Here is a 25,786-nt window from a genome sequence, read left to right as displayed (position 1 = left end):
TTTCCTTAGCCGAGAAGGCTAGGCGTTTTCTAGCACCAGCGCCGGGATTTGCACGAAGAAGGTGCTGCCTTTTCCAAGCACCGAAGTGAATCCTATCTGTCCGCCCATTTTTTCAATAATAGGCTTGCAAATACTCAGGCCCAAGCCCGAGCCGCCTTTCTTGCGTTTATTGGTGCTGTCTGCCTGGGAAAATTTTTGGAAAATACTGTCGTAAAATTGCTGCGGTATGCCGCAGCCATGATCGGTGACAGCGACCCTTATAAAATTCTCTTCCAGCGTCAGCGCCACTTCAACCGTGCCGTCAGATTCTGAGAATTTGATCGCATTCGATAGCAGATTAATCAGCACCTGCAAGAACCTGTCATGGTCCAGCCTGGCGAACGCGTTTCCTAGCTCCGTGACCAGGTGCATGGTGACACCGTATTGCACCGCATAGGATTTGCTGGATTCTATCGCCTGTAAAATGATAGATGCGACATCACATGTGGCGATATCAAAAGTCATGCGGCCCGTTTCAATTTTTTCTATATCCAGCATGTCGGTAATCATGCGCACCAGCCGTTCCACGTTGCGCTGGCCGACCAGCAGCAAATCCCTGGCTTTTGGCGGCAAATCTCCCATTACCCCGGCTGTCAGCAGGCCCAATGCGCCATTGATGGAGGTGAGCGGCGTGCGTAGTTCATGGCTGACGGTGGAGATGAATTCATCCTTCATTGTCTCGATTCTCTTGCGATGGCTAATGTCAAATGTCATTGCATAAAAACCGATGACTGTGCCCGCATTGTTTTGAGCTGGAACAAAGGTCGATTCATAGTGCGAGATTTTGCCGTCCTTGCTGACCTCACCTTGAAACCGGACTTTTTCTCCTGCGAGCACCCGGGCAACGAAAGGCTGCACAAAAGCGTTGATTTCAGCGCCGCGTCCTTCCAGCATGCTCATGCCTACCATCTGCTCGGGAGTGAGCCCGGTTACCCTGGCGAGATGGCGGTTCACAAATACATAGCGTTGCCGGGTATCGATAATGGCAATTTGTGCCGGCAGGTTGTCTGCCAATGTGCGCAGCCGCTCTTCCGATTCCGCCTGGCGCAGTTCCGCCTCCTTGCGGTCGGTAATGTCCAGTCCCATCACATACAGGCCGATGACGCTGCCGTCCTCAGCAAAATCGGGATTGTAGTCAACCGCCAGGTGCTTGGTCTTGCCATTGGCAAATTGGCTACGCTCAACATGGACACGCCGTCCCTGCAAAGCCAGCGCGCACTGTTCCGCAATTTTGGCAAAGTTGTCGGCACCGTACACATCCAGCACAGGGCGGCCTATCATTTTTTCCGGGTCGAAGCCGAAACTGGTGCGGTAATAGCCGTTGGCAAACTGGTAGACCAGATCATTGTCAACATAGGAAATCAGCGCCGGCAGGTTGTCGGTGATCATGCGCAGGCGTTTTTCGCTGTCGGCCAGCTTTCTTTCGCTGAGCTGCCTGTCGCTGATGTCGCGGATGAAGGCATTGGAAGTGTATTGTTCCCCCTGCTTGATTCCGGCAATCGTCAGCTCTATGGGGATTTCCTTGCCATCCTTGCGCATTGCGCTGACGACGATGCGCTTGTTCAGAATGGCGCCTTGCCCCGTTTTGACAAACTGTGCCAGTCCCCGGTCGTGGGCTTCGCGCATTCTTAACGGTACTATCAGATCGCTGAGCATTTTTCCCAGCACTTCTTCCCGCGTCCATCCAAAAGTTTCTTCTGCCTGGCGATTCCATTCCGTCACTCGGCCCTGCGCATCGCTACTGATGAAAGCATCTCCCGCATGGGCCAGGATACTGTTCATATGCTGGGCGCCGGCCGTCGCTTCTGCGATCGCGTTCTCCCTGTCGCGCATCAGGGCGTCGAAGGCAATGGCGAGGCTGCCTATTTCATCGTCATGAAAGCTGCCGCCCAGCGGCAGATAGGTTTTCTTTTCGCGTACAATTTTCATATGCCTTGCCAGGCGCAGCAAAGGTTCAAGCTGCCTCCAGGATGCCCACCACACCAGCATGCCGGCGCACACAGACAATATCAATGCAGCTCCCAGTGCCTTGCGCTGCATCAGCTCAATCGGCGCAAAAGCTTCGCTGGCGGGGAAAATTGCCCCCAGTATCCAGTTAGTGCTCTGCAGCCGCTTGAACGAGTACAGGCCATATACACCGTAACGGTTCAGGGCCTCAGTGCTGCCTTCAAAGCCTTTGAGCGCTTTTTCTGCTGCCGTCGTCGAGAACCCGTCGGCATTGCTGGCCTTCAGAATGCGGTCTTTTCTCGGATGATCCACGACGATGCCATCGGTGTTGAGGATAAACATATAACCGCTCTTGCCGAACTTCAGGTTGGCAAATTCGCCCAGGAAATTGGGTTCATGCAAATCGATGGCACCGGTAAGTACGTAAGCAATTGCTCCGCTTTTATCATGTACCGGCTGACTCATTACTACCTGCGGTTTGCCGTTGATGCGGTTCGCTAAAGGCTGGGAGATGGTTGCGGCATCGTTTTTTATCGCATCGATAAAATAACTGCGGTCGGCCAGATTGATTTTGCCCACAGGGGTTTGCCGATTGTAGTTGGCGACAAGTAAGCCATTCAGATCAAGTAGCGCAACGTTGTCGAACGCATCCTTCAGCGTCGTGAAGCTAGCAAGGTAAGCCTGCAATTGCTCCGGATGGCGCAGCTTTTCTGCCGGGATGGCCTGGGCGAATGTTTCCAGCAAAATCTGGCGGCTGTGAAATTTCTGATCGATCGCGTTTGCAATATTGCTGAGCCGCGCAAATTGCTCTGCATTGATGGTTTCTTTCATCCCTTCCTTCAACACGTACTGCGAAGCGGAAGTGATGGCGAAAGCGGTAGAAAATACGATAGCAACAACCAGCAAAGTAATGCGGGTCTTGATACTCATAGTCAATAGACGAGGCCAAAACGGGGTCGCGGATACCATGGGGTTCAGTCGAATCACCGTGTGCTTGCAAGATTACTCTCGGAAATGATAAATATATACCAATATATTTGTCATTGCATTTTTATTAAATTAATTCAGCGTATATGGCAGGCCGTGCTTGGCTATCGCTCGAAGAACATTGATAGAGGGCTGCTTGGCTGGACCGCTTGTCCGGATCAAAGCGAGGGGAAGGCTGGTTGGGGTGGGCTGCGATAAGTGACAGGAATGCGGCGCTCTGCGACGCTGAATTTTGGGAGACTACTGGTGGCGGAAAGCGTCCGGCAAAGCCATCTGCACTGATGTCACACCGTTTTCCAGAATGATCGTCACATCCAGCGTATCGGTGTGTTGGTCTGATGTCACCCTGTCAGGAAGGCGCGCCCGACCTTCGAGGTGGGCAGGCGGATCATTAATTGTTAAAATATCCACGATTTTTTCACTGTCGTGCGAGAGTTCCGACAGCGCGCGCAGCGTTCGTGGAGTAAAGTTCAGCATGTATCTTGTCATAGAGACAGTTCCTTCGATTGCAGAAATAGCTACCCAATCTAAAATAAATATAGCAGGGTCTGCCAACGGCAATCGTTAGAAACTGTTAATTCTTGCAGGTTGACAAGCAAGGAGATGTAGAGCAGTCGCGGCAATCGCATTACCTGAGTCCGCGCGATTGCTGTACCGGTAACTTCTACTAAGTTTGCGGCAATCGCAGCCTTGCAGGCTGGCAAGAAGGGGCCACAATTATTTTTGAACCTTTGCATCTTGTTTTAACCCCCTTTTGCGATTTGCTCCGTTTAAGTCCATAAGCCATTTGGGCCGACGATATGGAGAACAATATGTCGCAACGCATTTTTTTGGGTTTTATACAATTTTTTTTACTTGTACTGATGGTTGCATGGAAACCGGCCAGCGCGCTCGGCTTGCCGCCACAGCAGGACAAGCTGATCACCACCATTAATGGCGAACAGCCTATCGTATTGCAAAGCATGCGGGTGAGTGCCGACATCAGCGGCCGCCTTGCGCAGACCACCGTGGAGATGGTGTTTTTCAACCCTAATTCGCGTCCTTTGGAAGGCACCCTGCAATTCCCGTTGCAGGAGGGGCAGCAGATTACCGGCTTCTCGCTGGATATAGAAGGCGCACTGAGGCCTGCAGTGCCGGTCGAAAAGGCCAAAGGCCGGCAAGTATTCGAGGCGATAGAGCGCCGCCGGGTGGACCCTGGCCTGCTGGAAAACACGCAAGGCAACAACTTCAAGCTGCGCATTTTCCCGGTACCGGCCAAAGGCACGCGCAGCGTTCAGATCAAGTACATGGAGGCGCTGTCCCAGCGGGACAAGCAATTGCAATACAGCCTGCCGCTGAGCTACGGCTACCGGCTGCAGGATTTCCAGCTTAGCGTGGCTGTGCACAGCAATGCCGATGGAAATGCCGCGCCGCAAGCTGCCGGCTTGTCCGGCCTGGGTGAACTTCGTTTTGAACGTACGGCGGAAGGCTATCAGGCCAATATCAGCAAGACCCAGTTCACACCCGGCGGCGCGCTGAATGTACGCTTGCCGGCCAGCGATAGCATACAAACTGCCATCCAGGAGCTGGACGGCAGCACCTATTTTGCGACTGAGGTCCCGGTGCCGGACACGAGTACCGCACGAAAGTTGCCCGGCGTGATAGGCCTGTTGTGGGATAGCTCGGGCTCTGGCATCAACCGCGCAGTGGATGCGGAGTTGAGTGAGCTGGATATCTATTTCAAGGCGGTGGGCAGAGCTGAAGTACGGCTGATACGCTTGCGCGACCGGCCGGAAGCGACCCAGGTGTTCAAGATCAGCAATGGCAACTGGAGCGCTTTGCGCGCTGCGTTGCAAGCTACCGTGTATGACGGCGCCAGCGCCCTGAACAACTGGCAGCCGCAGTCTGATGTTGGCGAATACCTTATGTTCAGCGATGGCCTGAACAACTATGGCGCTGTGGCAGCTCCTGTGCTGGCAGCGGGTCAGCGTCTGTATGCACTGAATTCGTCGGCGTCGGCAGATACTGGCCGGCTGGCGGCACTGGCAGAGCGCAGCGGCGGCAAGCTGATTCAGGTTTCCGCGCTTGCGCCCGGCGAGGCGGCCAAGGAACTGCTGATGGAGGGCACCCGCGTAATCAGCGCCAATGCGGTCGGCGCCAGCCGACTGCAATTGGAGTCGATGGAGGCGCGCCAGGGTGTGTTGCGTATCACCGGCATATTGCAAAACCAGGATGCGCAAATACAACTCAGCCTGTCGCAGGGCGGCAAGCTGCGCCAATTGACGATACCGGTCTCCGCCAAGGCGCCGGCTGATCCCATGGCGGCCTATTTGTGGGCCAATTACCGCCTGCATGCATTGGAAGCCGACTACGAAAACCAAAGGGCCGAAATCCGCCGCGTGGGCCAGCAATTCGGCATCCCTACACGGGAGACTTCACTGATCGTGCTGGAAACCATGGAAGACTATGCCCGCTACGATATCACTCCGCCGGCAGCCTACCAGAAGGCCTACGGCATGCTGAAAACCTTACGCAACAAGCAATTGCAGCAAGAGCGTGATATCCATCTTGAAAACGTGGTGCGGCAATTTGCACAGAAACAGGCATGGTGGGAAACCCCGTATCCGAAAGATGATCTGCATTTGCCGCAGGTAACAGGCAAGCCTCTGGCGCGCCTCAGCCTGCCCGGTGGAGGGACGGCGATGTATGCTCCCCCTAATCCAGCAGCGGCACCCGCACCCGAGCCGGCACCGGCCATGGCGTATGCGAGAGAGAACCAGGATGCCGCTGGTACAGAGGCACGCAGAGCGCAGAAGCTAGAAAGGGTGATGGTCACCGGTAGCAGTATCCGGCGTGAAGTAGGCGTGCCAGTGCAGAGCGAGATCGGTATTTCGCTGAAAAAATGGACCTCGGATGCGCCATATATTGAGCGCATGAAGGCTACTGCGGATAATATCTATGCGATCTACCTTGATGAAAAACCCGGCTATGCCAATAGCAGTGCCTTTTTCCTGGATGCGGCAGATCTGTTGCAGGAGAAGGGAAAGCATGACCTGGCTTTGCGCGTGCTGTCCAACCTGGCAGAGATGGATTTGGAAAACCGCCAGGTGCTGCGCATCCTCGGTTACCGCTTGCTGGAAATGAATGCGCCGGACCTTGCAATCCCGGTTTTCCTCAAAGTACGCCAACTGGCCGAAGAAGAGCCGCAGTCCTGGCGCGATCTGGGCCTGGCCTATGCCGCCAACAAGCAATACCAGGCTGCGATAGACCAGCTCAATGAAGTCGTCATCCGCAAATGGGATGGCCGTTTCCGCGACATAGAACTCATTACACTAGGTGAGCTGAATGCGATCGTGGTAAAGGCGGGCGCGCAAAAAATCAGGCTCGATACCAGCCGCGTCGATCCCCGCTTACTGAAAAATATGCCGCTGGACGTGCGCGCGGTGATGACCTGGGATGCAGATAACAGCGACATGGATCTGTGGGTGACCGATCCGAATAATGAAAAATGCTTCTACGGCCATCAACTGACCTATCAAGGTGGGCGCATGTCGGCCGACGTGACGCAAGGATATGGACCGGAGGAGTTTTCGCTGCGCAATGCCAAGGCCGGAAAATACAAGATACAGGCCAATTTCTACGGCAACCGCCAGCAGGTCGTGGCAGGCGCGACGACCTTGCAATTGAAACTGACTACCGGCTTCGGCACCCCGGATGCGAAGGATCAGATGATCACCTTGCGCCTGAAGGACAGGGGAGATACCGTGTTTGTCGGCGAGTTTGAGGTAAAACCGAAAGGAAATTAAATCAATGCTGCTGAAGCGACATTGAGCAAGAGCCGTTCCCTGACAAGGAACGGCTTTTTACTTTTGCGGGGTTTTGAATTGTTCGCTGACGGTATCTGGCACTGGGTAATCAGGATAGGCCTTGCGGAATTTTTTCCATTCCGCAGTCGCATCGCGGCGTAAATCCGCTTTCAGCAATTCTTCTATCACGGCTAGCCACTCGTTCGCTTCCCTGACTTGTTTCTTGTTGAAGAGTGTTGCCTCGTCGTTTTGCGGTGATGCGATTTTTCTGGCATCCACTACTACGGCGCGGCGTGCATACTGCTCATTCTGCTCGTTCAACGCCAGGGAGGTAGCCGGTGCTGCAGGCTTTGCCATTGCGGGTGCGGGAGCATAGGCGGCCACCGCTGCAGGAGCCGGAGCCGGGGCAGGGGGCGGTACCGGTGCCGGTGCAAAGGCCTGGGGGGGCAAGGATTGCACAGGGCTTGCACTTTCCTTCTTGGCCAATGCGGTAGACTCCGGTGCAGCCGCTTCCCTCTTGATGCTGCTACCTGTGATTTCCACCCTGGTGGTTCCGTTCGCTTTATCGGCAAGTTGCCCCGCTGTGGAGATGTCCCGGTCGCTCGTGCCGCCAGTAGCCCAGCCTGGAGCGGCCGCCTGTGCCGGCGCTGGCGCTGGCTTTGCTGCCGCAATTGGCGGAAGTGTCGCTGGCAGCAATACTTCAGGCTCCTGTGGCCGTTGCGTTGTTTTTTGCCTTGCGGCTGAAGCAACTGGCGCTGGTGGCTGCGATGCCTGCACCACTTGCGATGGCGCCGGTAATTCCTGCGCGGCAGGGACAGTGGCTTTCGCCTGCAATGGCGGGCTTGTCGGTTCCGGTCTGGATACTTGCGTGGATTGCTGGCGGGCTACCTGTTCCGTCACCACTGGCGCTTCCGAATGGACTGCAGGTGCGGGCACCGGTACATCCAGTTCCAGCTGATGCCGCCATTGCATGCCCAGGAAGCCTACTACCGCCACGCTGGCGGCGGTTGCCAATGGGGCGCTCCAGCGGCGGGTAAATGGTGCGCGCCCGGCAACTGGCTTGGCGGCCTGCCGCTCGGGAATCACAGGGTCATTGGCGGCCAGCATGGGGGCAGGCATGCCTTGCTGCATGGCGGCTTCCACCTTGGCAAAGATAGCCTGGTCCAGTTCCGGCGAAGGGCTTGCCTGAGGCAAGGCCTGCAGATGCGCCGCCAGATCGCCTTGCCCCAAGAGGAAAGCCTCGAAGTCCGCGTCGTCGTCGTGATGGATTTCTTTACTGCTCATGCCTGTTCCTCCTGCGCGACTGCCGGCGCCATCATTTGCCGCAATTTGCGCATTGCATAGCGCAAGCGGCTCTTGGTCGTTTCCACAGAAACGCCGGTCAATTGCGCAATTTCTTCCAGACTCATACCGCTGAACTGCTGCAGCACCAGTGCTTCCTTCTGTTCTCCCGGCAAGGCTTTTACTGCTGCATACAGACCGGCGAGCTGCTGCTTGTTTTCCAGCAGCGCATCGGGCGGCAGCTCTTCCGCGCTATCGTCGGCCAGCCGCTCAAAGATATCTTCGCCGTTTGCCGTATGACCCAGTTCGCTGGCCAGCAAGACCTGCTGCTGGCGCAGCAGATCGATCAGGCGGTTGCGCGCAATCTGGTACAGATAGGTACGAAAACCCGCCTCGACACGGTAGCGCTCACGGGCGTGGTGCAATCCTGTCCAGCTATCTTGTGCGATCTCATCCACCCATTCCCGCCGCGGCGAACGCCATGCGAGAAAACGATACAGGCCCTGGCTATGACGGCTGTACAATTCCTTGAAGGCAAGCAGATCACCTTCGCAATAAAGCGTCATCAGGGTTTCATCGGATAGTTGGGCGAGCATACTTACCAGTTTAATGGAGTTGTACTGCTGCGACAATGACGAGCTTGTTTCAAGTAGTAAATAGATGTTCTCCACGCTAGAATCTGCTTCTTCCCAATACCTTTTTGACCTCCGCCTATGCCTGCATTGTTCATTACGCCAGACCTGGCTTACCGGCTGGAGCGCGCCGAGGCGCAGCACTTGAAGCTGCAGGTGGAGACTTGCGCGCTGCTGCAACCGGAAATGGGAGCGCATACCGTCGCTATCGGTGGCGGTGTGGCTGCGTTCACCGCTACTGCGTATGGGCGCAAACTGAACCATGTGACCGGTTTTGGTCTTGGCAGCAGCATTCCTGAGACCGATCTGCTTGCACTGGAAGCAGCCTATGCCAGGCTGGGCCTAGCGACGGAAATAGATATCTGCCCCTATATCCATGCCGATGCACTACAACTGCTGGCCGCGCGCGGCTATGTCGTGAATGCTTTCAGCAACACCTATGTCAAAGTGCTGGGTGACAGTCTTAACGGATCGCCGCCGGATTCCGGCGTGCAGGTGGAAACTGTCACAGCGGCGAATTCGGAGGACTTCGTGGCCGCCTGCATTGCCGGGTTTTCGCTGCAGACGCATACCAGACCGCGCGCCTTGCTGGACATATTGGCGCGGGTAGCCATCGCACGCGACGATACCCGTCTGTATATTGCCCGCGTGGATGGAGAGATTGCCGGATCGGCCGGCCTGGCATTGATTGATTCCGCTGATACCGCAGTGGCCCACCTGTATATTGCCAGCACCTTGCCGGCCTATCGTGGGCGCGGCATCCAGCAGGCTTTGCTGCAAGCCAGACTAGCGGATGCGCAGAACGCCGGCTTCAAGCTAGCCAGCATTACGGCAAGGCCAAGCAACACCAGCGCGCGCAATGCGCTGCGCGCCGGGTTTGATCTGGCCTATAGCAAATCGACTTTCGCCAGACGGGGTATTAGTTCGCCTGGGGAGTGCTGAGGCAGGCATCGATGGCCTGCATTAATTGCTGTACATCCAGAGGTTTGACGAGATGCATGTCGAAGCCGGCTTTTGTTGACAGCTTTCTGTCTTCCTGCAAGCCATAGCCGGTCAAGGCGATTAGGAAAATGCTTCTGGTTTCCTTGTCTGCACGCATATTCCGGGCGATTTCATAACCGTCCATGCCCGGTAGTCCTATGTCGATGATGGCAACGCCAGGCTTTTCCGCCTGCGCCAGGGCTATGCCCTCGGGGCCTGATGCCGCCTCCAGCACGTCAAAACCATGCGAGCGCAGCAGGCGCGTCATCATGTCGCGGCCGTCATCGTTATCTTCTATCAGCAACAGCTTCTGCATAGTCGCGTGGCTTCGTGCTTCGCCGCTGGGGGGCGCTGTTTCCTGCATGGAGGAGCCCGGCATGCTGATGGTAAAGCTGCTGCCCAGGTTTTCACCGTCGCTGCTGACCAGGATGCTGCCGCCATGCAGTTCCACCAGTTGCCTGACCAAGGCCAGGCCGACGCCCAGCCCGCCCTTGGCGCGGTCCAGGGAATTTTCACCTTGTACGAAAATATCGAAAATGCGCGGCAAAAGCTCTTTGCTGATGCCTATGCCCGAGTCGCTGATGGTCAGGCTGGTCTGGCCGTTATCCACGCTGCTTTCCAGCGTAATGGTGCCGCCGGCCGGCGTGTATTTGATGGCATTGTCTATCAGGTTGGTAATGATCTGCTCTATGCGCGTCAAGTCTGCCTCTATCCAAGCATCTTTCTCGTCAATTTGCCATTGATAGCTGTCCACGGGGCGGCTCGCGCGCAAGCTTTCCAGGCAAGACAGCACAATTTCCCGCATATTGACGGGCTTTTTGTTCAAGACTATTTTCCCCGACATGACCCTGCCCAGGTCCAGCAGGTCGTCCACGATACGGGTCAGGTGCTGCGCCTGCCGTGCCAGCACCAGCTTGGCACGGTTAACGCTTTCTTCCTTGGCGCCGGGAAAACCGATCAGCGACGCCGCACTGGTAATCGCGCTTAAGGGATTGCGCAATTCATGTCCCAGCATCGCCAGGAACTCATCCTTGGCGCGGTTTTGCTCCACGGCGAGCTTTCTCTCGCGTATTTCCCGTTGCAGCCGGGAATTGGTTATTTCCAGATCGGCAGTGCGCTGGGTCAGCGCATCGGCTTGGGCTTTCAGTTCCAGGTTCTTCTTTGCCAGCGACACAAAGACGGATACCTTGGCCTGCAACACCTGCGGGATGATGGGCGTAAACAGGTAGTCGACAGCGCCTTGCTGATAGGCTTTCAGGCGATTCAGTTCATCTGCCAAGAAGGCGGTAATGAAAATAATCGGAATGGAGGCAGAACGGGGCCGCTGGTGGATCGCTTCTGCCGTCTCAAAACCATCCATGCCGGGCATGTTGACATCCAGCAGGATGACCGCGAATTCGTCCTGCAATACATTACGTAGCGCTTCTTCGCCTGAGCGTGCCGGTATCACCAGGCATCCATTCTCTTCTGCCCATGTACCCAGCAAGCCGGTCAATGCAAACAGGCTCGCTGCATCGTCATTAACGACAAGTATCTTTGGCTTATATTTTGACGACACTCGTTTCCTCGCTTACGTCAATGTTCAGTTTCAAAATCTCGGACCGGCGGGTAAAACCACAGCAAGTTCGGGGCCTGTTGTGGTTTTACCCGCCGGCGACATGAAAACAAATACTTAGGCTAGATTGAATTGTCACAAATTATTAAAAATTTGCAGTAAATTATGTCACCGGAACAGGCTCGGTGGGAAATAAATCATCGTTTTCGGATTTTGGAATATTGTGCCCCCGCTCTCATCACCATACCGCGCAATATTGCGGTGCAAAAACATGCATCTCGCGCTCGATAGATGGATTGATTGATAGATTAATTGATGCAGTAGCGGTATTGCCTGTCCTCTTTGTGCCTTATTTGTGCCGTATGCAGAGTATATTTTTCGTTCAGTAGGTTTCCCAAAATCTTATTTGGAGAAAAGCAGGATGAATACGATCACCGATCTGTCTGAAACACTGGACGTGAAGCTTTTGCTCGCTGCATTGACGGCGCTGAAAAAAGGCGATTTCTCCGTCAAGATGCCGTCCGACCTGACTGGGCTGAGCGGCAAGATTGCCGACACACTCAACGAAATCATTGAAAACAGTGCGCATATGACCCAGGGCATCTTGAGCGTCAGCCAACTGGTGGGGCAGGAGGGGCGCTTGCTGCAGCGGGCCACTTCGGTTAGGGCGGAGGGTGACTGGGGCACGATTGTTAATTCCGTCAATTCCCTGATTGACGATCTGGTGCGCCCGACGACCGAGATGGCGCGCGTGATCGGTGCGGTGGCCAAGGGCGATCTGTCACAGAGCATGGCGCTGGAAGTCGATGGAAGCGCCTTGAAGGGCCAGTTCCTGAGCGCGGCAACTACCGCCAATACCATGGTGAGCCAGCTCTCTTCATTTGCATCCGAAGTAACCCGGGTGGCGCGGGAGGTGGGCACCGAGGGCAAGCTGGGCGGCCAGGCCAATGTGCCGGGCGTGGCGGGTATCTGGAAAGACCTGACCGACTCGGTAAACTCGATGGCGGGTAACCTGACTTCGCAGGTGCGCAATATCGCCGACGTGACGACAGCGGTGGCCAATGGCGACTTGTCCAAGAAAATTACCGTGGACGTGCGCGGCGAGATCCTGCAATTGAAAGACACGATCAATACCATGGTGGATCAGTTGCGCTCATTTGCGTCGGAGGTGACGCGGGTGGCGCGTGAAGTGGGCACCGAGGGCAAGCTGGGCGGCCAGGCCTATGTGCCGGGCGTGGGCGGCACCTGGAAGGATCTGACCGATAACGTGAACTTCATGGCGTCCAACCTGACCGGCCAGGTGCGTAACATCGCCGAGGTCACCACGGCGGTGGCGAACGGCGACTTGTCGAAAAAGATTGCAGCCGACGCCAAGGGCGAAATTCTGCAGTTGAAAGACACGATCAACGTGATGGTGGATCAGCTCAGCTCATTTGCATCGGAAGTAACGCGGGTGGCGCGGGAAGTGGGCACCGAGGGCAAGCTGGGCGGCCAGGCGCAGGTAAAAGGCGTAGGCGGCACCTGGAAGGATTTGACCGATTCGGTGAACTCCATGGCGGGTAACCTGACCGGCCAGGTGCGCAATATCGCCGAGGTGACCACGGCGGTGGCGAATGGCGACTTGTCCAAGAAGATCACAGTGGACGTAAAAGGCGAAATCCTGGAACTGAAAAACACCATCAACGTGATGGTGGATCAATTGAACTCATTTGCGTCCGAGGTAACGCGGGTGGCGCGGGAAGTCGGTACCGAGGGTGAGCTGGGCGGCCAGGCGAACGTGCCTGGGGTTGCAGGTACCTGGAAAGATCTGACCGACTCGGTGAACTCGATGGCGGGTAACCTGACGGGGCAAGTGAGGAATATCGCGGACGTGACGACGGCGGTGGCGAACGGCGATTTGTCGAAGAAAATCACTGCTGATGCCAAGGGCGAAATCCTGGAGCTGAAAAACACCATCAACGTGATGGTGGATCAGCTCAGTTCGTTTGCCTCCGAAGTAACGCGGGTGGCGCGCGAAGTCGGTACCGAGGGCGAACTGGGCGGCCAGGCGAATGTGCCTGGGGTTGCCGGCACCTGGAAGGATCTGACCGACTCGGTGAACTCGATGGCGGGTAACCTGACCGGGCAGGTGAGGAATATCGCGGACGTGACGACAGCGGTGGCGAATGGTGACTTGTCCAAGAAAATTACGGCTGACGCCAAGGGCGAGATCCTGGAGCTGAAGAATACGATCAACGTGATGGTGGATCAGCTCAGCTCGTTTGCGTCTGAAGTAACCCGTGTGGCGCGTGAAGTGGGTACCGAGGGTGTATTGGGCGGCCAGGCGAACGTGCCCGGTGTTGCCGGTACCTGGAAAGATCTTACCGATAACGTGAACTTCATGGCGTCCAACCTGACCGGCCAGGTGCGTAACATTGCCGAGGTGACGACGGCGGTGGCGAATGGCGACCTGTCCAAGAAAATCACGGTGGACGTGAAGGGCGAGATTCTGGAACTGAAAGACACCATCAACGTGATGGTGGACCAGCTCAGCTCATTTGCGTCGGAAGTAACGCGGGTGGCGCGCGAAGTCGGTACCGAGGGTAAATTGGGCGGCCAGGCTTTCGTGAAAGGCGTGGGCGGCACCTGGAAAGATCTGACGGAAAACGTCAACTTCATGGCGTCCAACCTGACAGGCCAGGTGCGTAACATCGCCGAGGTGACGACAGCGGTGGCGAATGGCGACTTGTCCAAGAAAATTACCGCCGACGTGAAGGGCGAAATCCTGGAACTGAAGAACACCATCAACGTGATGGTGGATCAGCTCAGCTCGTTTGCGTCCGAAGTAACGCGGGTGGCGCGTGAAGTGGGTACCGAGGGTAAGCTGGGCGGCCAGGCCAATGTGCCGGGTGTGGCCGGTACCTGGAAAGATCTGACCGACTCGGTGAACTCGATGGCGGGTAACCTGACTTCGCAGGTGCGTAATATTGCCGATGTGACCACGGCGGTTGCCAACGGCGACTTGTCCAAGAAAATTACCGTGGACGTGCGCGGCGAGATCCTCCAGCTGAAGGATACGATTAATACCATGGTGGATCAGTTGCGCTCTTTCGCATCGGAAGTGACGCGGGTAGCGCGTGAAGTGGGTACCGAAGGACGGCTGGGCGGCCAGGCCAATGTGCCGGGCGCATCCGGCACCTGGAAAGATCTGACCGATAACGTGAACTTCATGGCGTCCAACCTGACCGGCCAGGTGCGTAACATCGCCGAGGTGACCACGGCGGTGGCGAACGGCGACTTGTCCAAGAAAATCACGGTGGACGTGAAGGGCGAGATTCTTGAGCTGAAAGACACCATTAACGTGATGGTGGATCAGCTCAGTTCATTTGCGTCCGAAGTAACGCGGGTGGCGCGGGAAGTGGGCACCGAGGGCAAGCTGGGCGGCCAGGCGCAAGTGAAGGGCGTGGGCGGCACTTGGAAGGATTTGACCGAGAACGTCAACTTCATGGCGGCCAACCTGACTGAGCAGGTGCGCGGTATCGCTGGCGTGGTAACGGCGGTGGCAAACGGCGACTTGAAGAAAAAACTGACCGTGGCCGCACAGGGTGAAATCGCGTCGCTGGCCAATACGATCAATGAGATGACGGATACGCTGGCGGTGTTTGCCGATCAGGTGACAACAGTGGCGCGCGAGGTCGGCGTGGAAGGCAAGCTGGGCGGCCAGGCCAGTGTGCCGGGTGCATCCGGTACCTGGAAGGATTTGACGGAAAACGTCAACCAGCTCGCGGCCAACCTGAGTACGCAGGTGCGCGCGATTGCCGAGGTTGCAACCGCGGTGACCCGGGGTGACTTGTCGCGCTCCATTCAGGTGAGGGCGCGGGGGGAAGTGTCCGACCTGAAGGACAATATCAATGAAATGATCCGCAACCTGAAAGAAACCACGCAAAAGAATGCGGAACAGGATTGGCTGAAAACCAACCTGGCGCGCTTCACCCGGCTGCTGCAAGGGCAAAGGGATCTTGGTACGGTGACCAAGCTCATCCTGTCCGAACTGGCCCCGCTGGTATCGGCGCATCATGGCGTGTTCTACATGATGGATTCGTCCAACGATACCTCTTTGCTGGAAATGATCGCCAGCTATGGTTATCGCTCCAGTTCCAAATTGCCTACGTCTTTCCTGCCCGGCGAAGGCCTGGTCGGCCAGTGCGCGGTCGAAAAAACAAGGATATGGCTGACCAATGTGCCGCGCGACTATATCAAGGTCTCTTCCGGCCTGGGTGCGGCGCCGCCGACCAATATCGTCGTATTGCCTATCCTGTTTGAACAACAGGTGAAAGCGGTGATCGAGATTGCATCGCTGGACAGGTTTACGCAAACGCATATGGGCTTCCTGGACCAATTGATGGAATCGATAGGCGTGGTGCTGCATACGATTGAGGCCAACAGCCGTACAGAAAGCTTGCTGACACAGTCGCAGTCTCTGGCGCAGAAACTGCAGCAGACCAATCAGGAGTTGGCAGAGAAAGCACGCTTGCTGTCCGATCAGAATATCGAGGTGGAGCGCAAGAACCGCGAAGTGGAGCAGGCCAAGATCGCGCTGGAAGAGAAGGCCACACAGCTTACGCTATCGTCCAAATACAAATCAGAGTTCCTGGCGAATATGTCGCATGAGCTGCGTACGCCATTGAACAGCCTGTTGATACTGGCGCAGCAATTGAGCGACAATCCGCATGGAAATTTGTCCGGCAACCAGGTGGAATATGCAAAGACGATATTCGGATCCGGTAGCGACTTGCTGACGCTGATCAACGATATCCTTGATCTGTCCAAGATAGAGTCCGGCACGGTGACGCTGGAACTCAGCGAATCACGTTTCCCCATCCTGGCTTCTTATGTGGAGCGTACTTTCCGCCACATGGCCGAAGCGAAGAAGATCGATTTTTCCATTGCTCTCGATCAGGGTTTGCCTGCGTCCATGCGTACCGATACCACGCGCTTGCAGCAGATTCTTAAAAACCTGTTGTCGAATGCCTTCAAATTTACCGCGCATGGCGAGGTAAGGCTCAGCATCGGTGTCGTGCAGTCGGGCTGGACGCCAGATCACCCGCAATTAAGCCATGCCGATGCCGTTTTGGCTTTTTCAGTCACCGATTCCGGCGTGGGTATCGCCAGCGATAAACTGCAACTGATCTTCGAAGCCTTTCAGCAGGCAGACGGTAGCACCGCCCGCAAATACGGCGGTACCGGCCTTGGATTGTCCATCAGCCGCGAACTGGCACGTTTGCTGGGAGGGGAAATCCGCGTCACCAGTACGGTAGGGATGGGCAGTACCTTCACCTTGTTCCTTCCTTATAGCGGTGGTGGAATTATCAGTTATGTTCAGCCGCAAAATGCGATGGCGGCCCAGCCCTTGGCGCAAACCAGGGAGCTGGAAAACCACGCGATACCTGCCGGCCATATTGCCAAAGGTACCGGCAATGAAATGCTCTCGATCGCATCAAGTTATGAAGAGGGGGAGCCGGCGCAGGACGACAGGAATATCATCGCCGCCGGCGACCCGGCCTTGCTGATAGTCGAAGACGATACCCGGTTTGCCGCCATATTGCTGGCCTATGCCAGGGAAAAAGGCTTCAAGGGCATCGTCAGCCATAGCGGTGATGCCGCACTGACGCTGGCGCGCGACTACACGCCGACTGCCATCCTGCTGGATATCGATTTGCCGGACTGCGACGGATTCACGGTACTGGACAGATTAAAACGCGATCCGGGAACCCGGCATATTCCCGTCCATATCATGTCCAATTCCAACGAGCGCGAGCGGGGGTTGCAGCACGGCGCCATCTCTTACCTGACCAAGCCGATCAAACGCGAGCGGCTGGAAGAGGAGTTCAACCGCATCCAGCAATTCCTGGCGCGCGGAAAACGCAGCCTGCTCGTGGTGGAAGACGAAGATTTACAGCGCCGCCGCATCATCGAGCTGATCGGCGAGAATGACGTGCAGATCACTGCAGTGGAAAGCGGCCAGAAAGCCCTGGATGCGCTGAAATCGACGCATTTTGATTGCATGGTACTGGATTTGACGCTGCCGGATATCGACGGCTTTGAATTGCTGGAAATGATCAGCAAGGACAAGAAGCTGAGGGACTTGCCCGTCATTATCTATACCGCCAAGGAGTTGTCTCGCAAGGAAGTGACCAAGATACGCAAGGTTGCGAAGACGATCGTGGTCAAGGATGCGCGCTCGCCGGAACGCCTGCTGGATGAGACGGCATTGTTCCTGCACAGGTCTCCGGCCAATCTGCCGGAACTGCAAAGGCGCATGCTGGAAGATATGCATGCGTCCGAAAGCGGCCTGGCCGGCCGTAAAGTGCTGGTGGTCGATGATGATTTGCGCAATATCTTTGCGCTGACCACGGTGCTGGAAAGGCAGGACATGCAAGTCGTTTTTGCTGAAAACGGCAGGGATGGCATTGAGCTGCTGCAACAGGATCCCGAGATAGAAATCGTGCTGATGGACATCATGATGCCGGAAATGGATGGCTACGACACGATGCGCGCCATACGTAAAATCCCCGAATTCAAGACCATGCCCATCATTACACTGACGGCCAAGGCGATGAAGGGTGATAGGGACAAATGTTTTGAGGCCGGAGCGTCCGACTATATTACCAAGCCGGTGGATAGCGCCCAATTGCTGTCCTTGATGCGAGTCTGGCTCACAGAATAGGTTGCCGCCGATGAATGCATCCGTGGTGGAAGAAATAGAGCTGGACCTGTTGCTGGAGGCGATCTATCGCTGCATGGGAGACGACTTCCGGGGCTTTGACCGCGCCGTGCTGATGGCCAAGCTCGGCAAATTCATGAGGGGCCATGACATAGCGACAGTTTCAGCGCTGCAAAACATCATTTTGCATGATGGCGGAAAGAGAGAACTGCTATTACGCAATCTGGTCTTGCGGCCGACTGCCTTGTTTGATGATCCGGCTCGCCTGCTGTCGCTACGGCAGCAGGTGCGGCCCTGGCTGAGATCGCACGCGCTGCCAAGGATATGGCTGGCCGAATGCGCCAGTATCGAAGAAGTGTACACGCTGGCCATTTTGCTGGAGGAAGAGCATTTGTATGACAGAACGCAGATTTATGTGACCGTAGCGAACGAATGCCTGCTTCAGGAAATCAGAAGCACAGGCTTTGCGGCTGACAAATTGGCCGCATATGAAAAGAACTACAGGGGCAGCGGCGGCCAGCACAGCCTTGGCGACTATCTGACATTGGAGGATGGCCGCTTTTTATTGAAAGAGCCGCTGCTGAGAAACATCACATGGTCTCAGTTCAGCCTCGTCACCGACACGTCTTTCAATGAATTTGAACTGATTATCTGTTGCGAAACTTTAAGCGATTTCGGTATCGGTTTGCGGTGGCGCGCGCTACGCTTGTTTACCGATAGCCTCACAGCCTTTGGCATGCTGGCCCTTGTGCCGGTCAAAGGAGAAACAAGCGAACTCGAGACCGTTCCCTTTTCCTTGACTTATAAGCCGCTTGTGGCCGAGCACGGCATCTACAGGCGGAACGGCTAACCGGACCGGTGCAAGTGCTTTTTTTAAAAGAAACCATGAGATATTTTTATTTCGGAGTATCCCGACAATGAACCCTAAGGTTGATGCGTTCTTGAGTAAGTCGAAAAAATGGAAGGAAGAGTTTGAGGCCTTGAGGGAAATCATTCTCGGCTGCCAACTGACCGAGGAATTGAAATGGGGCGTCCCGTGCTACACCTTCCAGGATAAGAACGTGGTGTTGATTCACGGGTTTAAAGAATACTGCGCAATCCTGTTTTTCAAAGGGGCATTGTTGAAGGATGCCAAGAATGTCTTGATCACGCAGACCGAGAACACACAGGCGTCACGCCAGATACGCTTTACCAGTGTGCAGGAAGTGAGCAAGCTGCAAGCCGTGCTGAAGTCCTATATAAAGGAAGCCATTAAAGTAGAAAAAGACGGCTTGCAGGTTCCTTTCAAGAAAACCGAGGAATTCAATATGCCTGAAGAATTTCAGCGTAAATTGAAGGAGTTTCCAAAGTTAAAAACCGCTTTTGAGGCTTTGACACCAGGAAGGCAAAGAGCTTATCTATTACATTTTTCCGGTGCCAAGCAATCCAAGACCAGGGAGTCCAGGGTGGAGAAATGCATGCCGCAAATTCTTGAGGGAAAAGGCCTGGACGATTAGTTGTTGCGTTTCCTCCATTCCTACAAGGTGGAGTGAATTTGTCTTATCTACTTCACTTTTGCCGTGTCCTAAGCTGAATATTTCGGTTTATAGGTGTTGCCACTTCGTGAGCGGCACTTTCTGAGCTGAAACCAGCCAAGGAGATCATCATGCCTAGGAATGCGTGGAGTAATAAACGGGAACGCCAGTATCAGCACATCAAGCAAAGCGTCAAGGAAAGAGGCGGTAGCACCGAGCGGGCTGAAGAGATCGCCGCCCGCACAGTCAACAAGGAACGTGCGCAGCATGGCGAATCCAAAACCGCCAGCAAATCCAGTCTTGACGATGTATCTGCGTCGCACAGGGGCGGCAAGCGCTCGCACACCGGCGCTGCCGGACGCACTTATGCACAGCTATATAACGAGGCCAAGAGCAAAGGCATCAAGGGCCGTTCCGGCATGAACAAGGAACAACTGCAGCATGCGGTCAATAAGAAATAGACGTACCGCAATACTCAAGGTTTTCGAGGTTCCCTTTAAGCCGCAACGACCGCAGGCGTGCGTACGACCAACGCCTCCTTGATAGGCAGATTCACCAATGCGGCCAGCAGCGCCAGCGCGATATCGGCGTACCACATCCAGTTATAGTTGCCGCTCTGGAAGCGGGCAATGCCGCCCAGCCATGCGCCGAAGAAGCCGCCTATCTGATGCGACAGCAGGGTCAGCCCGAACAGCGTGGCCAGGTAGCGCAGGCCGAACAGCTTGCCGACCAGGCCGGCAGTGGGCGGCACCGTGGCCAGCCAGGTGAAGCCCAGCGTCGCGGCGAAGATATAGAAAGTCAGCGCAGTTTTCGGCGCCAGCAGATAGGCGACGATAATGACTGCGCGGCTGAAATACATCAGCGCCAGCAGCGACTTCATGCGGTAGCGTGAACCCAGCGCGCCGGCTGTCAGGCTGCCCATGATATTGAAGAGGCCGATCAGCCCCAGGGATGTGGCAGATACGCTGGCCGGCAGGTTGCACAGCGCCACTTCGCCCGGCAGATGCGTGACCAGGAAAGCAATGTGGAAGCCGCAAGTGAAAAAGCCTGCATGCAGGCACCAGTAGCTGGGGTTGCGCAGCGCTATCCTGATTTGCTCGCCCAGCCCGATTCCGGCGGCGGCAGGTACGGCCGCACTTGCCGCTGCAGGCCCGGGCACGGCAACTGCCTGCGGCTTACGCAAGGCCCAAGTCATCGGTATCGTCAGCAGCGTGCTGGCAGCCAGCGTCAGCATCGCCGCGATCCATCCTGCGCTGCTGATGATGGCCTGCATCAAGGGCGCAAACACAAATTGTCCGAAAGAGCCGCCGGCATTGATGAAGCCGGAAGCAAATGCACGTTTTTCGGGTGGCAGGCGTTGCGCAGTCGCACCAATCAGGATGGAGAAACTGCCTGCACCGGCTCCCGCCGCGCTCAGCACACCCATCGCCAGCAGCAGCGACCATTCAGAGCGCACAAAGGGCGTCAGCGCAGTGCCGGCCGCCAGCAAAAATGCACCGACGATGATTACCTTTACCGGCCCATACTTGTCGGCGATCGCGCCGCAGATGGGCTGCGCCGCGCCCCACACGAACTGGCCAATGGCGGCAGCGAAACTGATTGTGACTATGCCCAGGCCGGTGGCGGTATTCAAAGGCGAGATGAACAGGCCGGTCGTCATGCGCGCGCCCATCGTAATCATAAGGATGGCGGCAGCAGAAACTATCAGCAGCCAGCCGGCGTTGGGTTGTACCGTGATTGCTGGGGAAGGGGCGGGGGAGGCGGTGAGGCTTTCTGTGTTGGTTTGCATGGTCTCTTCCATCTCTGGGGTTTGTTATAACTTATCTGCTTAGTTATCTGCTGATTTTGGACTCTTCTTTTCTATTTTCTCTATCAAAGGATGCAGTTGCTCCAGTGCAGTGTCCACGTCCAGGTGCAGCGCGCGCACCATGTCCATGCCCAGCGTTTGCTCCAGTTCTGTTTGCGCCACGCGCCAGGCTTGCTTTGCGGCTTTGATGCTGCTGCGGCCTGTATCGGTGATGGTAACGATGCGCTGCCGCGCATCCTGGCCCGGTAGCAGTGTCACCCAGCCTGCGTCTATCAAAGGCTTCAGGTTGCGTGTCAACGTGGTGCGCTCGGCACGCATCTGCAGCGCCAGCTCGGCGACCGGCAGCGCCTGGTAAGCGACATGCCGCAGCAAAGAGTATTGGGTCGTCTTCAGGCCAGCCTGCAGCATATGAAAATCATATAGCCGCGTGACCGTACGCGTCAGCTTGCGCAATGCAGAGCAAGTACAGCCCGGCGAGGATAATTCAGTGGCGCTAGGCGTGGCGATGGGCATGGTGGCTGAATTGTGGGCGGGCGTGTCATGGAAAAGGTTTGATTAAATTATAGTGTATATGCACCTAATTTCCAGCAAATCCGACGCGATGTTGCGATTCCGTCTGTTCCCGCGCATAACGTGTTGGCGGCAGCCCGACATGGCGGGTAAATGCAACGCTGAATGCGCTTGCCGAACTGTAGCCGACGCGTTCCGCCACTTCGGCGACACCAGCTTGCTTGCGCCACAACAGGTTCTTGGCCATTGCCATGCGCCAGGCGATCAGGTATTCCATCGGTGCCACGCCCACAGCACGGTTGAAACGCTCGAAGAAGGTCGAGCGTGACAGTGCGGCCTCTTTCGCCAGTTGCGCAACCGTCCAGCGCCGGGCAGGGCTTTCGTGCATGCATTTTATTGCAAGCGCCAGGCGTTCATCGGCAAGCCCGCGTGACAGACCCGGCGACGCCGTAATGCCGGCCATGGATCGAAGGGCTTCAATCAGAAGCACTTCCAGCAGGCGCGCCAGGACGACATCTCGCGCGGGTTTTAGTGTGCGTGATTCTTCACCTACCAGTTGCACGATGGTGGTCAGTCTTTTCTCGCCGCGAACATGCACAAGTTGCGGCAACAGCGAAACCAGCAAGGCTGCATCTGGCGAGCCGAAGACGCAGTGACCCACCAGCAATAAGATATCAGGCGGCACATTTTGCGTCCCGAGCCTGAACTCCCCGTGAAGCAGCGCAACTGGGGCAGTATCGGCTTCCTCCGCTGGGGCGGGCTCCAGGCTGGACATCGTGAAACCATATGCCGCAGGGATTAGTACAAAATCTCCATCCTGGAGCGTGATCATTTCATGCCCATCAACCGCCAGGCTGCATGAACCGTCGAGTATCACGCAGTAAAAGGGCTGTCCGGCTTCCGAGCGGCGCACCCGCCAGGAACCCGCGCCGCTGACGACCTTTGAGAATGAAGCTCGTGGCTGGAGGAGGCCGACAACCTCTGCTAGCGGGTCAATCATATTCGGACTCCTGCGAATGAATTCTGGATTGTGGATTGTAGCAAGTCCGGCTTTGGCAATCTATAGTGGCTGTGTCGCAAATTACATGGAGATTTAATGAAAACGGTTTTAATCACGGGATGCTCGTCCGGTTTTGGCCTCGACGCTGCCCAATACTTTCTCGATCGCGATTGGAAGGTCATCGCCACGATGCGCACGCCGCGCGAAGAAGTCCTGCCACGTTCAGAGCACCTGCGCGTGCTTGCGCTTGACGTTACTGACGCGGATAGCATAAGGCAGGCGGTAGAAGCTGCCGGCCCCATTGACGTGCTGGTCAATAATGCAGGAATAGGCGTACTTGGGGCGCTGGAAGGCACCTCAATGGCTACAGCCCGCGAGATTTTCGAAACAAACACCCTTGGTAGTATGGCGATGGTACAAGCAGTATTACCTCAATTCAGGCAAAGGAAGGCTGGCGTTATCGTCAATGTCACATCCAGTGTCACGCTGAAGCCACTCCCGCTGCTGTCGATATACACGGCCAGCAAGGCGGCAGTCAATGCGTTCACGGAGTCTCTTGCGCTGGAATTGCAGCAATTCAACGTGCGGGTGTGTCTGGTGCTGCCGGGACGGGCTCCAGATACACGCTTTGGTGAAAATGCACAGTCGCGTATGCAAAATGGCATCCCCGAAGCATATGTCGACCTGGCGCAGAGCGTCTTTAAGGAGTGGGGGCAGTCGACTGTTGTTACCCGGATGCAGGATGTGTCAGAAGCGGTGTGGCGTGCCGCTACCGATCCATCATCTCCGCTGCGCATTGCTGCCGGCGCTGACGCTGTTGCACTGATGTAAGCGGGCTAACTCGTATTCCTGTTCCAGCGTTTTGTAGATTCTTGGTTGAAATTCACAAATCCTGAATTGTTCGTGAATATCTTGATCATTGTTGCCGGTGTTTGTGAAGCATATAGTGGCTTCACACACCGGGTGTCAGGACAAATACCTCAGCCTGGTTTGCCGCTGCAGCCATTGGGCTCTGGCGCACCATCTTCACCGACCAGAAAGAGGAACATCATGAATCGCTTAAATGGAAAAGTAGCCATCATCACCGGCGCCAGTTCAGGCATAGGCCGTGCAACAGCCAAACTGTTTGCGCAGGAAGGCGCCAAGCTGGTAGTGGGTGCACGCCGCCAGGCAGAGTTGGATAGCCTGGTTGCCGAGATCGTTGCTGCCGGCGGCAGTGCAGTGGCGCTGGCTGGCGATGTGCAGTCTGACGCTTATGCACAAGCATTGGTGGAATTGGCTGTCAGCAAGTTCGGCCATCTGGATGTTGCGTTTAATAATGCCGGCACTCTGGGCGAAATGGGACCTAGCACCTCCGTGTCGGCAGAAGGCTTTATCAATGCACTGAATGTGAACCTGACCAGCGGTTTCCTGGGCGCCAAGCATCAGATTGCAGCAATGCGAAAGAACGGCGGCGGTTCCATCATCTTTACCTCCACCTTTGTCGGCCATAGCTTTGCGTTTCCCGGTGTGGCAGCCTACGCAGCGAGCAAATCCGGCCTGATCGGCCTGACGCAAGCACTGGCAGCGGAGTTCGGTCCGCAAGGCATACGCGTCAATGCAATATTGCCGGGCGCAGTGGATACCGACATGTATCGCGACATGAACGACACGGCGGAATCGCAAGCCTTCATTACCGGCCTGCATGCCTTGAAACGCGCAGCGCAACCGGAAGAATTGGCGCGCTCGGTCCTGTACCTGGCGTCCGATGATTCTTCTTTTGTGACCGGCACGGCGTCGCTGGTGGATGGCGGCGCTTCCATTACCCGCACTTGAGAAAAGTAGAGGTAAGCAAGCTTTGCATCTGCACGTATCCTGCGTGAGTCCTGCAAAAGGATGGACGCAATGATAAAGTGCAGCTTGCCGACGCAAGCTTGCTCAGCATGGCGGCTGGTCCTATAGGATCAGTCGCCTGTTTGCATTCACAACGACCACCTATTGTTTATTCCCAGAGAGCCCTTATGCCTCGTTCCCTTTCCCTATTACTTTCCAGCCTGTTGCTGGCAGTATCCTTGTCCGGCGCGAATGCGCAGGCACAGTCCTCCGCTCAGGCAAGCGCCTCCAGTCCCTCCTATGGCATTGAGCTACAGGGCTTTGCCTATCCTTATACCTTGAAGAGCTATGAGTTCGACAGCCAGGGCCAGCACCTGAAAATGGGTTATATGGATGTCGCTGCCGCAGGCACGGCTAATGGACGCACGGTTGTGCTGATGCACGGCAAGAACTTTTGCGGCGCCACCTGGGAAGAGAGCATCAGGCAACTGAGCAGCGCCGGTTACCGCGTAGTGGTGCCGGACCAGATCGGCTTTTGTACTTCAACCAAGCCCGCCAGCTACCAATATAGCTTCCAGCAACTGGCGATCAATACTCATGGTTTGCTGGCGCAACTGGGCGTACAGCGCGCCACCGTGCTGGGCCACTCCACCGGCGGCATGCTGGCTGCGCGCTATGCACTGATGTATCCTGAACAGGTAGAGCAACTGGCGATGGTCAATCCTATCGGCCTGGAAGACTGGAAAGCGCTGGGCGTGCCGCACCGCAGTGTGGACCAATGGTATGAGCGCGAGCTGAAGCTGTCTGCGGATGGCGTGCGCAAGTATGAACTCGGCACTTACTATGTAGGCCGCTGGAAGCCGGAATACGAGCGCTGGGTGGATATGCTGGCCGGGCTGAACCAGGGGCCGGGCCACAAGCTGGTGGCATGGAATTCTGCGTTGATCTATGACATGATCTTTACGCAGCCTGTCGTGTATGAATTCCCTCTGCTGAAAATGCCGGTGCTGCTGCTGATAGGCGATGCCGATACGACCGCGATAGGCAGCGATATCGCACCGCCTGCCATCAAGGAAAAGGTGGGGCGCTACAATGTGCTGGGCAAGCAGGTCGCAAAAATGATACCCAATGCCAAGCTGGTAGAGTTCCACGGCATGGGGCATGCGCCGCAGATAGAAGATCCGGCGGGCTTTCATAAAGCCTTGCTGGCGGGTTTGCAGGAGCTGAAATAAT

At 56.1% G+C, this 25,786-nt stretch carries 17 protein-coding genes; 9 read left to right on the top strand and 8 right to left on the bottom strand.

Going from position 1 to position 25,786, the window contains the following annotated elements; translation table 11 throughout:
• Positions 1 to 18: 18 nt before the first annotated feature.
• The gene (locus IEW12_RS06740) at positions 19 to 2,916 is read right to left on the bottom strand and encodes a PAS domain S-box protein (protein WP_188565162.1); all 2,898 of its coding nucleotides are present in this window, start codon (positions 2,914 to 2,916) and stop codon (positions 19 to 21) included.
• Positions 2,917 to 3,213: 297 nt separating this feature from the next.
• Complete coding sequence (locus tag IEW12_RS06735) at positions 3,214 to 3,450, bottom strand: hypothetical protein (RefSeq protein WP_188565161.1); 237 nt, start codon at positions 3,448 to 3,450, stop codon at positions 3,214 to 3,216.
• 335 nt (positions 3,451 to 3,785) lie between these two features.
• On the opposite strand from IEW12_RS06735, the gene IEW12_RS06730 reads away from it, so the two are divergent.
• Entirely contained in the window at positions 3,786 to 6,758 is a 2,973-nt protein-coding gene (locus IEW12_RS06730) for a DUF2135 domain-containing protein (protein WP_229750954.1), read from the top strand.
• Positions 6,759 to 6,815: 57 nt separating this feature from the next.
• Here IEW12_RS06730 and IEW12_RS06725 read toward each other — a convergent pair whose 3' ends face one another.
• Positions 6,816 to 8,042 (bottom strand): hypothetical protein, encoded by a 1,227-nt coding sequence (locus IEW12_RS06725; protein WP_188565160.1) that lies wholly within the window; start codon positions 8,040 to 8,042, stop codon positions 6,816 to 6,818.
• The gene (locus IEW12_RS06720) at positions 8,039 to 8,635 is read right to left on the bottom strand and encodes a sigma-70 family RNA polymerase sigma factor (RefSeq protein ID WP_229750953.1); all 597 of its coding nucleotides are present in this window, start codon (positions 8,633 to 8,635) and stop codon (positions 8,039 to 8,041) included. The genes IEW12_RS06725 and IEW12_RS06720 overlap by 4 nt, the downstream gene beginning before the upstream one ends.
• A gap of 117 nt (positions 8,636 to 8,752) precedes the next feature.
• Between IEW12_RS06720 and IEW12_RS06715 the strand changes: the two genes are divergently transcribed.
• Entirely contained in the window at positions 8,753 to 9,613 is an 861-nt protein-coding gene (locus tag IEW12_RS06715; protein WP_188565159.1) for a GNAT family N-acetyltransferase, read from the top strand.
• On the opposite strand, the gene IEW12_RS06710 is transcribed toward IEW12_RS06715, so the two are convergent.
• Complete coding sequence (locus IEW12_RS06710; protein ID WP_188565158.1) at positions 9,591 to 11,210, bottom strand: response regulator; 1,620 nt, start codon at positions 11,208 to 11,210, stop codon at positions 9,591 to 9,593. The genes IEW12_RS06715 and IEW12_RS06710 overlap by 23 nt on opposite strands.
• A 586-nt stretch (positions 11,211 to 11,796) precedes the next feature.
• Between IEW12_RS06710 and IEW12_RS06705 the strand changes: the two genes are divergently transcribed.
• The 4 genes from IEW12_RS06705 to IEW12_RS06690 all read left to right on the top strand — a co-directional run bounded on the left by IEW12_RS06705 (position 11,797) and on the right by IEW12_RS06690 (position 19,885).
• Positions 11,797 to 17,913 carry a HAMP domain-containing protein gene (locus IEW12_RS06705; RefSeq protein ID WP_443098504.1) on the top strand — a complete coding sequence of 2,039 codons (6,117 nt, stop codon included), beginning with the start codon at positions 11,797 to 11,799 and terminating at the stop codon, positions 17,911 to 17,913.
• 10 nt (positions 17,914 to 17,923) lie between these two features.
• Complete coding sequence (locus IEW12_RS06700) at positions 17,924 to 18,760, top strand: CheR family methyltransferase (RefSeq protein WP_188565156.1); 837 nt, start codon at positions 17,924 to 17,926, stop codon at positions 18,758 to 18,760.
• Between the two features lie 67 nt (positions 18,761 to 18,827).
• On the top strand, positions 18,828 to 19,406 hold the full coding sequence (locus IEW12_RS06695) for a YdeI/OmpD-associated family protein (protein WP_188565155.1): 579 nt from the start codon (positions 18,828 to 18,830) through the stop codon (positions 19,404 to 19,406).
• Positions 19,407 to 19,555: 149 nt separating this feature from the next.
• Entirely contained in the window at positions 19,556 to 19,885 is a 330-nt protein-coding gene (locus IEW12_RS06690) for a plasmid stabilization protein (protein WP_188565154.1), read from the top strand.
• A 35-nt stretch (positions 19,886 to 19,920) separates the two neighbouring features.
• On the opposite strand, the gene IEW12_RS06685 is transcribed toward IEW12_RS06690, so the two are convergent.
• The 3 genes from IEW12_RS06685 to IEW12_RS06675 form a co-directional block, all read right to left on the bottom strand.
• On the bottom strand, positions 19,921 to 21,105 hold the full coding sequence (locus tag IEW12_RS06685; RefSeq protein ID WP_371874517.1) for an MFS transporter: 1,185 nt from the start codon (positions 21,103 to 21,105) through the stop codon (positions 19,921 to 19,923).
• Between the two features lie 147 nt (positions 21,106 to 21,252).
• Complete coding sequence (locus IEW12_RS06680) at positions 21,253 to 21,744, bottom strand: MarR family winged helix-turn-helix transcriptional regulator (RefSeq protein ID WP_188565152.1); 492 nt, start codon at positions 21,742 to 21,744, stop codon at positions 21,253 to 21,255.
• 64 nt (positions 21,745 to 21,808) lie between these two features.
• Positions 21,809 to 22,741, bottom strand: coding sequence for an AraC family transcriptional regulator (locus IEW12_RS06675; protein ID WP_188565151.1), 933 nt, complete (start codon positions 22,739 to 22,741; stop codon positions 21,809 to 21,811).
• Positions 22,742 to 22,837: 96 nt separating this feature from the next.
• Here IEW12_RS06675 and IEW12_RS06670 point away from each other — a divergent pair, with 96 nt between their 5' ends.
• The 3 genes from IEW12_RS06670 (at position 22,838) to IEW12_RS06660 (ending at position 25,785) form a co-directional block, all read left to right on the top strand.
• Positions 22,838 to 23,572 (top strand): SDR family oxidoreductase, encoded by a 735-nt coding sequence (locus tag IEW12_RS06670; RefSeq protein ID WP_188565150.1) that lies wholly within the window; start codon positions 22,838 to 22,840, stop codon positions 23,570 to 23,572.
• 219 nt (positions 23,573 to 23,791) lie between these two features.
• Positions 23,792 to 24,556 (top strand): SDR family oxidoreductase, encoded by a 765-nt coding sequence (locus IEW12_RS06665; RefSeq protein ID WP_188565149.1) that lies wholly within the window; start codon positions 23,792 to 23,794, stop codon positions 24,554 to 24,556.
• Positions 24,557 to 24,741: 185 nt separating this feature from the next.
• Positions 24,742 to 25,785, top strand: a complete 1,044-nt coding sequence (locus IEW12_RS06660) for an alpha/beta fold hydrolase (RefSeq protein WP_188565148.1) — start codon at positions 24,742 to 24,744, stop codon at positions 25,783 to 25,785.
• The last annotated feature ends 1 nt before the right edge of the window (position 25,786 follow it).

Origin of the sequence: Parundibacterium terreum (genome assembly GCF_014636315.1) — a bacterium.
Classification (GTDB): domain Bacteria; phylum Pseudomonadota; class Gammaproteobacteria; order Burkholderiales; family Burkholderiaceae_D; genus Undibacterium; species Undibacterium terreum.
Note: the sequence above shows the minus strand (reverse complement) of the source record. Positions and strands in the feature narration are given on the sequence as shown.

What these genes read in the sequence shown, in the direction of transcription:
- IEW12_RS06705 (WP_443098504.1), top strand. Translation starts at nt 11,797, where the DNA reads ATGACCCAGGGCATCTTGAGCGTCAGCCAACTGGTGGGGCAGGAGGGG.
- IEW12_RS06670 (WP_188565150.1), top strand. Translation starts at nt 22,838, where the DNA reads ATGAAAACGGTTTTAATCACGGGATGCTCGTCCGGTTTTGGCCTCGAC.
- IEW12_RS06695 (WP_188565155.1), top strand. Translation starts at nt 18,828, where the DNA reads ATGAACCCTAAGGTTGATGCGTTCTTGAGTAAGTCGAAAAAATGGAAG.
- IEW12_RS06730 (WP_229750954.1), top strand. Translation starts at nt 3,786, where the DNA reads ATGTCGCAACGCATTTTTTTGGGTTTTATACAATTTTTTTTACTTGTA.
- IEW12_RS06685 (WP_371874517.1), bottom strand. Translation starts at nt 21,105, where the DNA reads ATGATTACGATGGGCGCGCGCATGACGACCGGCCTGTTCATCTCGCCT.
- IEW12_RS06725 (WP_188565160.1), bottom strand. Translation starts at nt 8,042, where the DNA reads ATGAGCAGTAAAGAAATCCATCACGACGACGACGCGGACTTCGAGGCT.
- IEW12_RS06740 (WP_188565162.1), bottom strand. Translation starts at nt 2,916, where the DNA reads ATGAGTATCAAGACCCGCATTACTTTGCTGGTTGTTGCTATCGTATTT.
- IEW12_RS06675 (WP_188565151.1), bottom strand. Translation starts at nt 22,741, where the DNA reads ATGATTGACCCGCTAGCAGAGGTTGTCGGCCTCCTCCAGCCACGAGCT.
- IEW12_RS06680 (WP_188565152.1), bottom strand. Translation starts at nt 21,744, where the DNA reads ATGCCCATCGCCACGCCTAGCGCCACTGAATTATCCTCGCCGGGCTGT.
- IEW12_RS06700 (WP_188565156.1), top strand. Translation starts at nt 17,924, where the DNA reads ATGAATGCATCCGTGGTGGAAGAAATAGAGCTGGACCTGTTGCTGGAG.
- IEW12_RS06665 (WP_188565149.1), top strand. Translation starts at nt 23,792, where the DNA reads ATGAATCGCTTAAATGGAAAAGTAGCCATCATCACCGGCGCCAGTTCA.
- IEW12_RS06720 (WP_229750953.1), bottom strand. Translation starts at nt 8,635, where the DNA reads ATGCTCGCCCAACTATCCGATGAAACCCTGATGACGCTTTATTGCGAA.
- IEW12_RS06715 (WP_188565159.1), top strand. Translation starts at nt 8,753, where the DNA reads ATGCCTGCATTGTTCATTACGCCAGACCTGGCTTACCGGCTGGAGCGC.
- IEW12_RS06660 (WP_188565148.1), top strand. Translation starts at nt 24,742, where the DNA reads ATGCCTCGTTCCCTTTCCCTATTACTTTCCAGCCTGTTGCTGGCAGTA.
- IEW12_RS06735 (WP_188565161.1), bottom strand. Translation starts at nt 3,450, where the DNA reads ATGCTGAACTTTACTCCACGAACGCTGCGCGCGCTGTCGGAACTCTCG.
- IEW12_RS06690 (WP_188565154.1), top strand. Translation starts at nt 19,556, where the DNA reads ATGCCTAGGAATGCGTGGAGTAATAAACGGGAACGCCAGTATCAGCAC.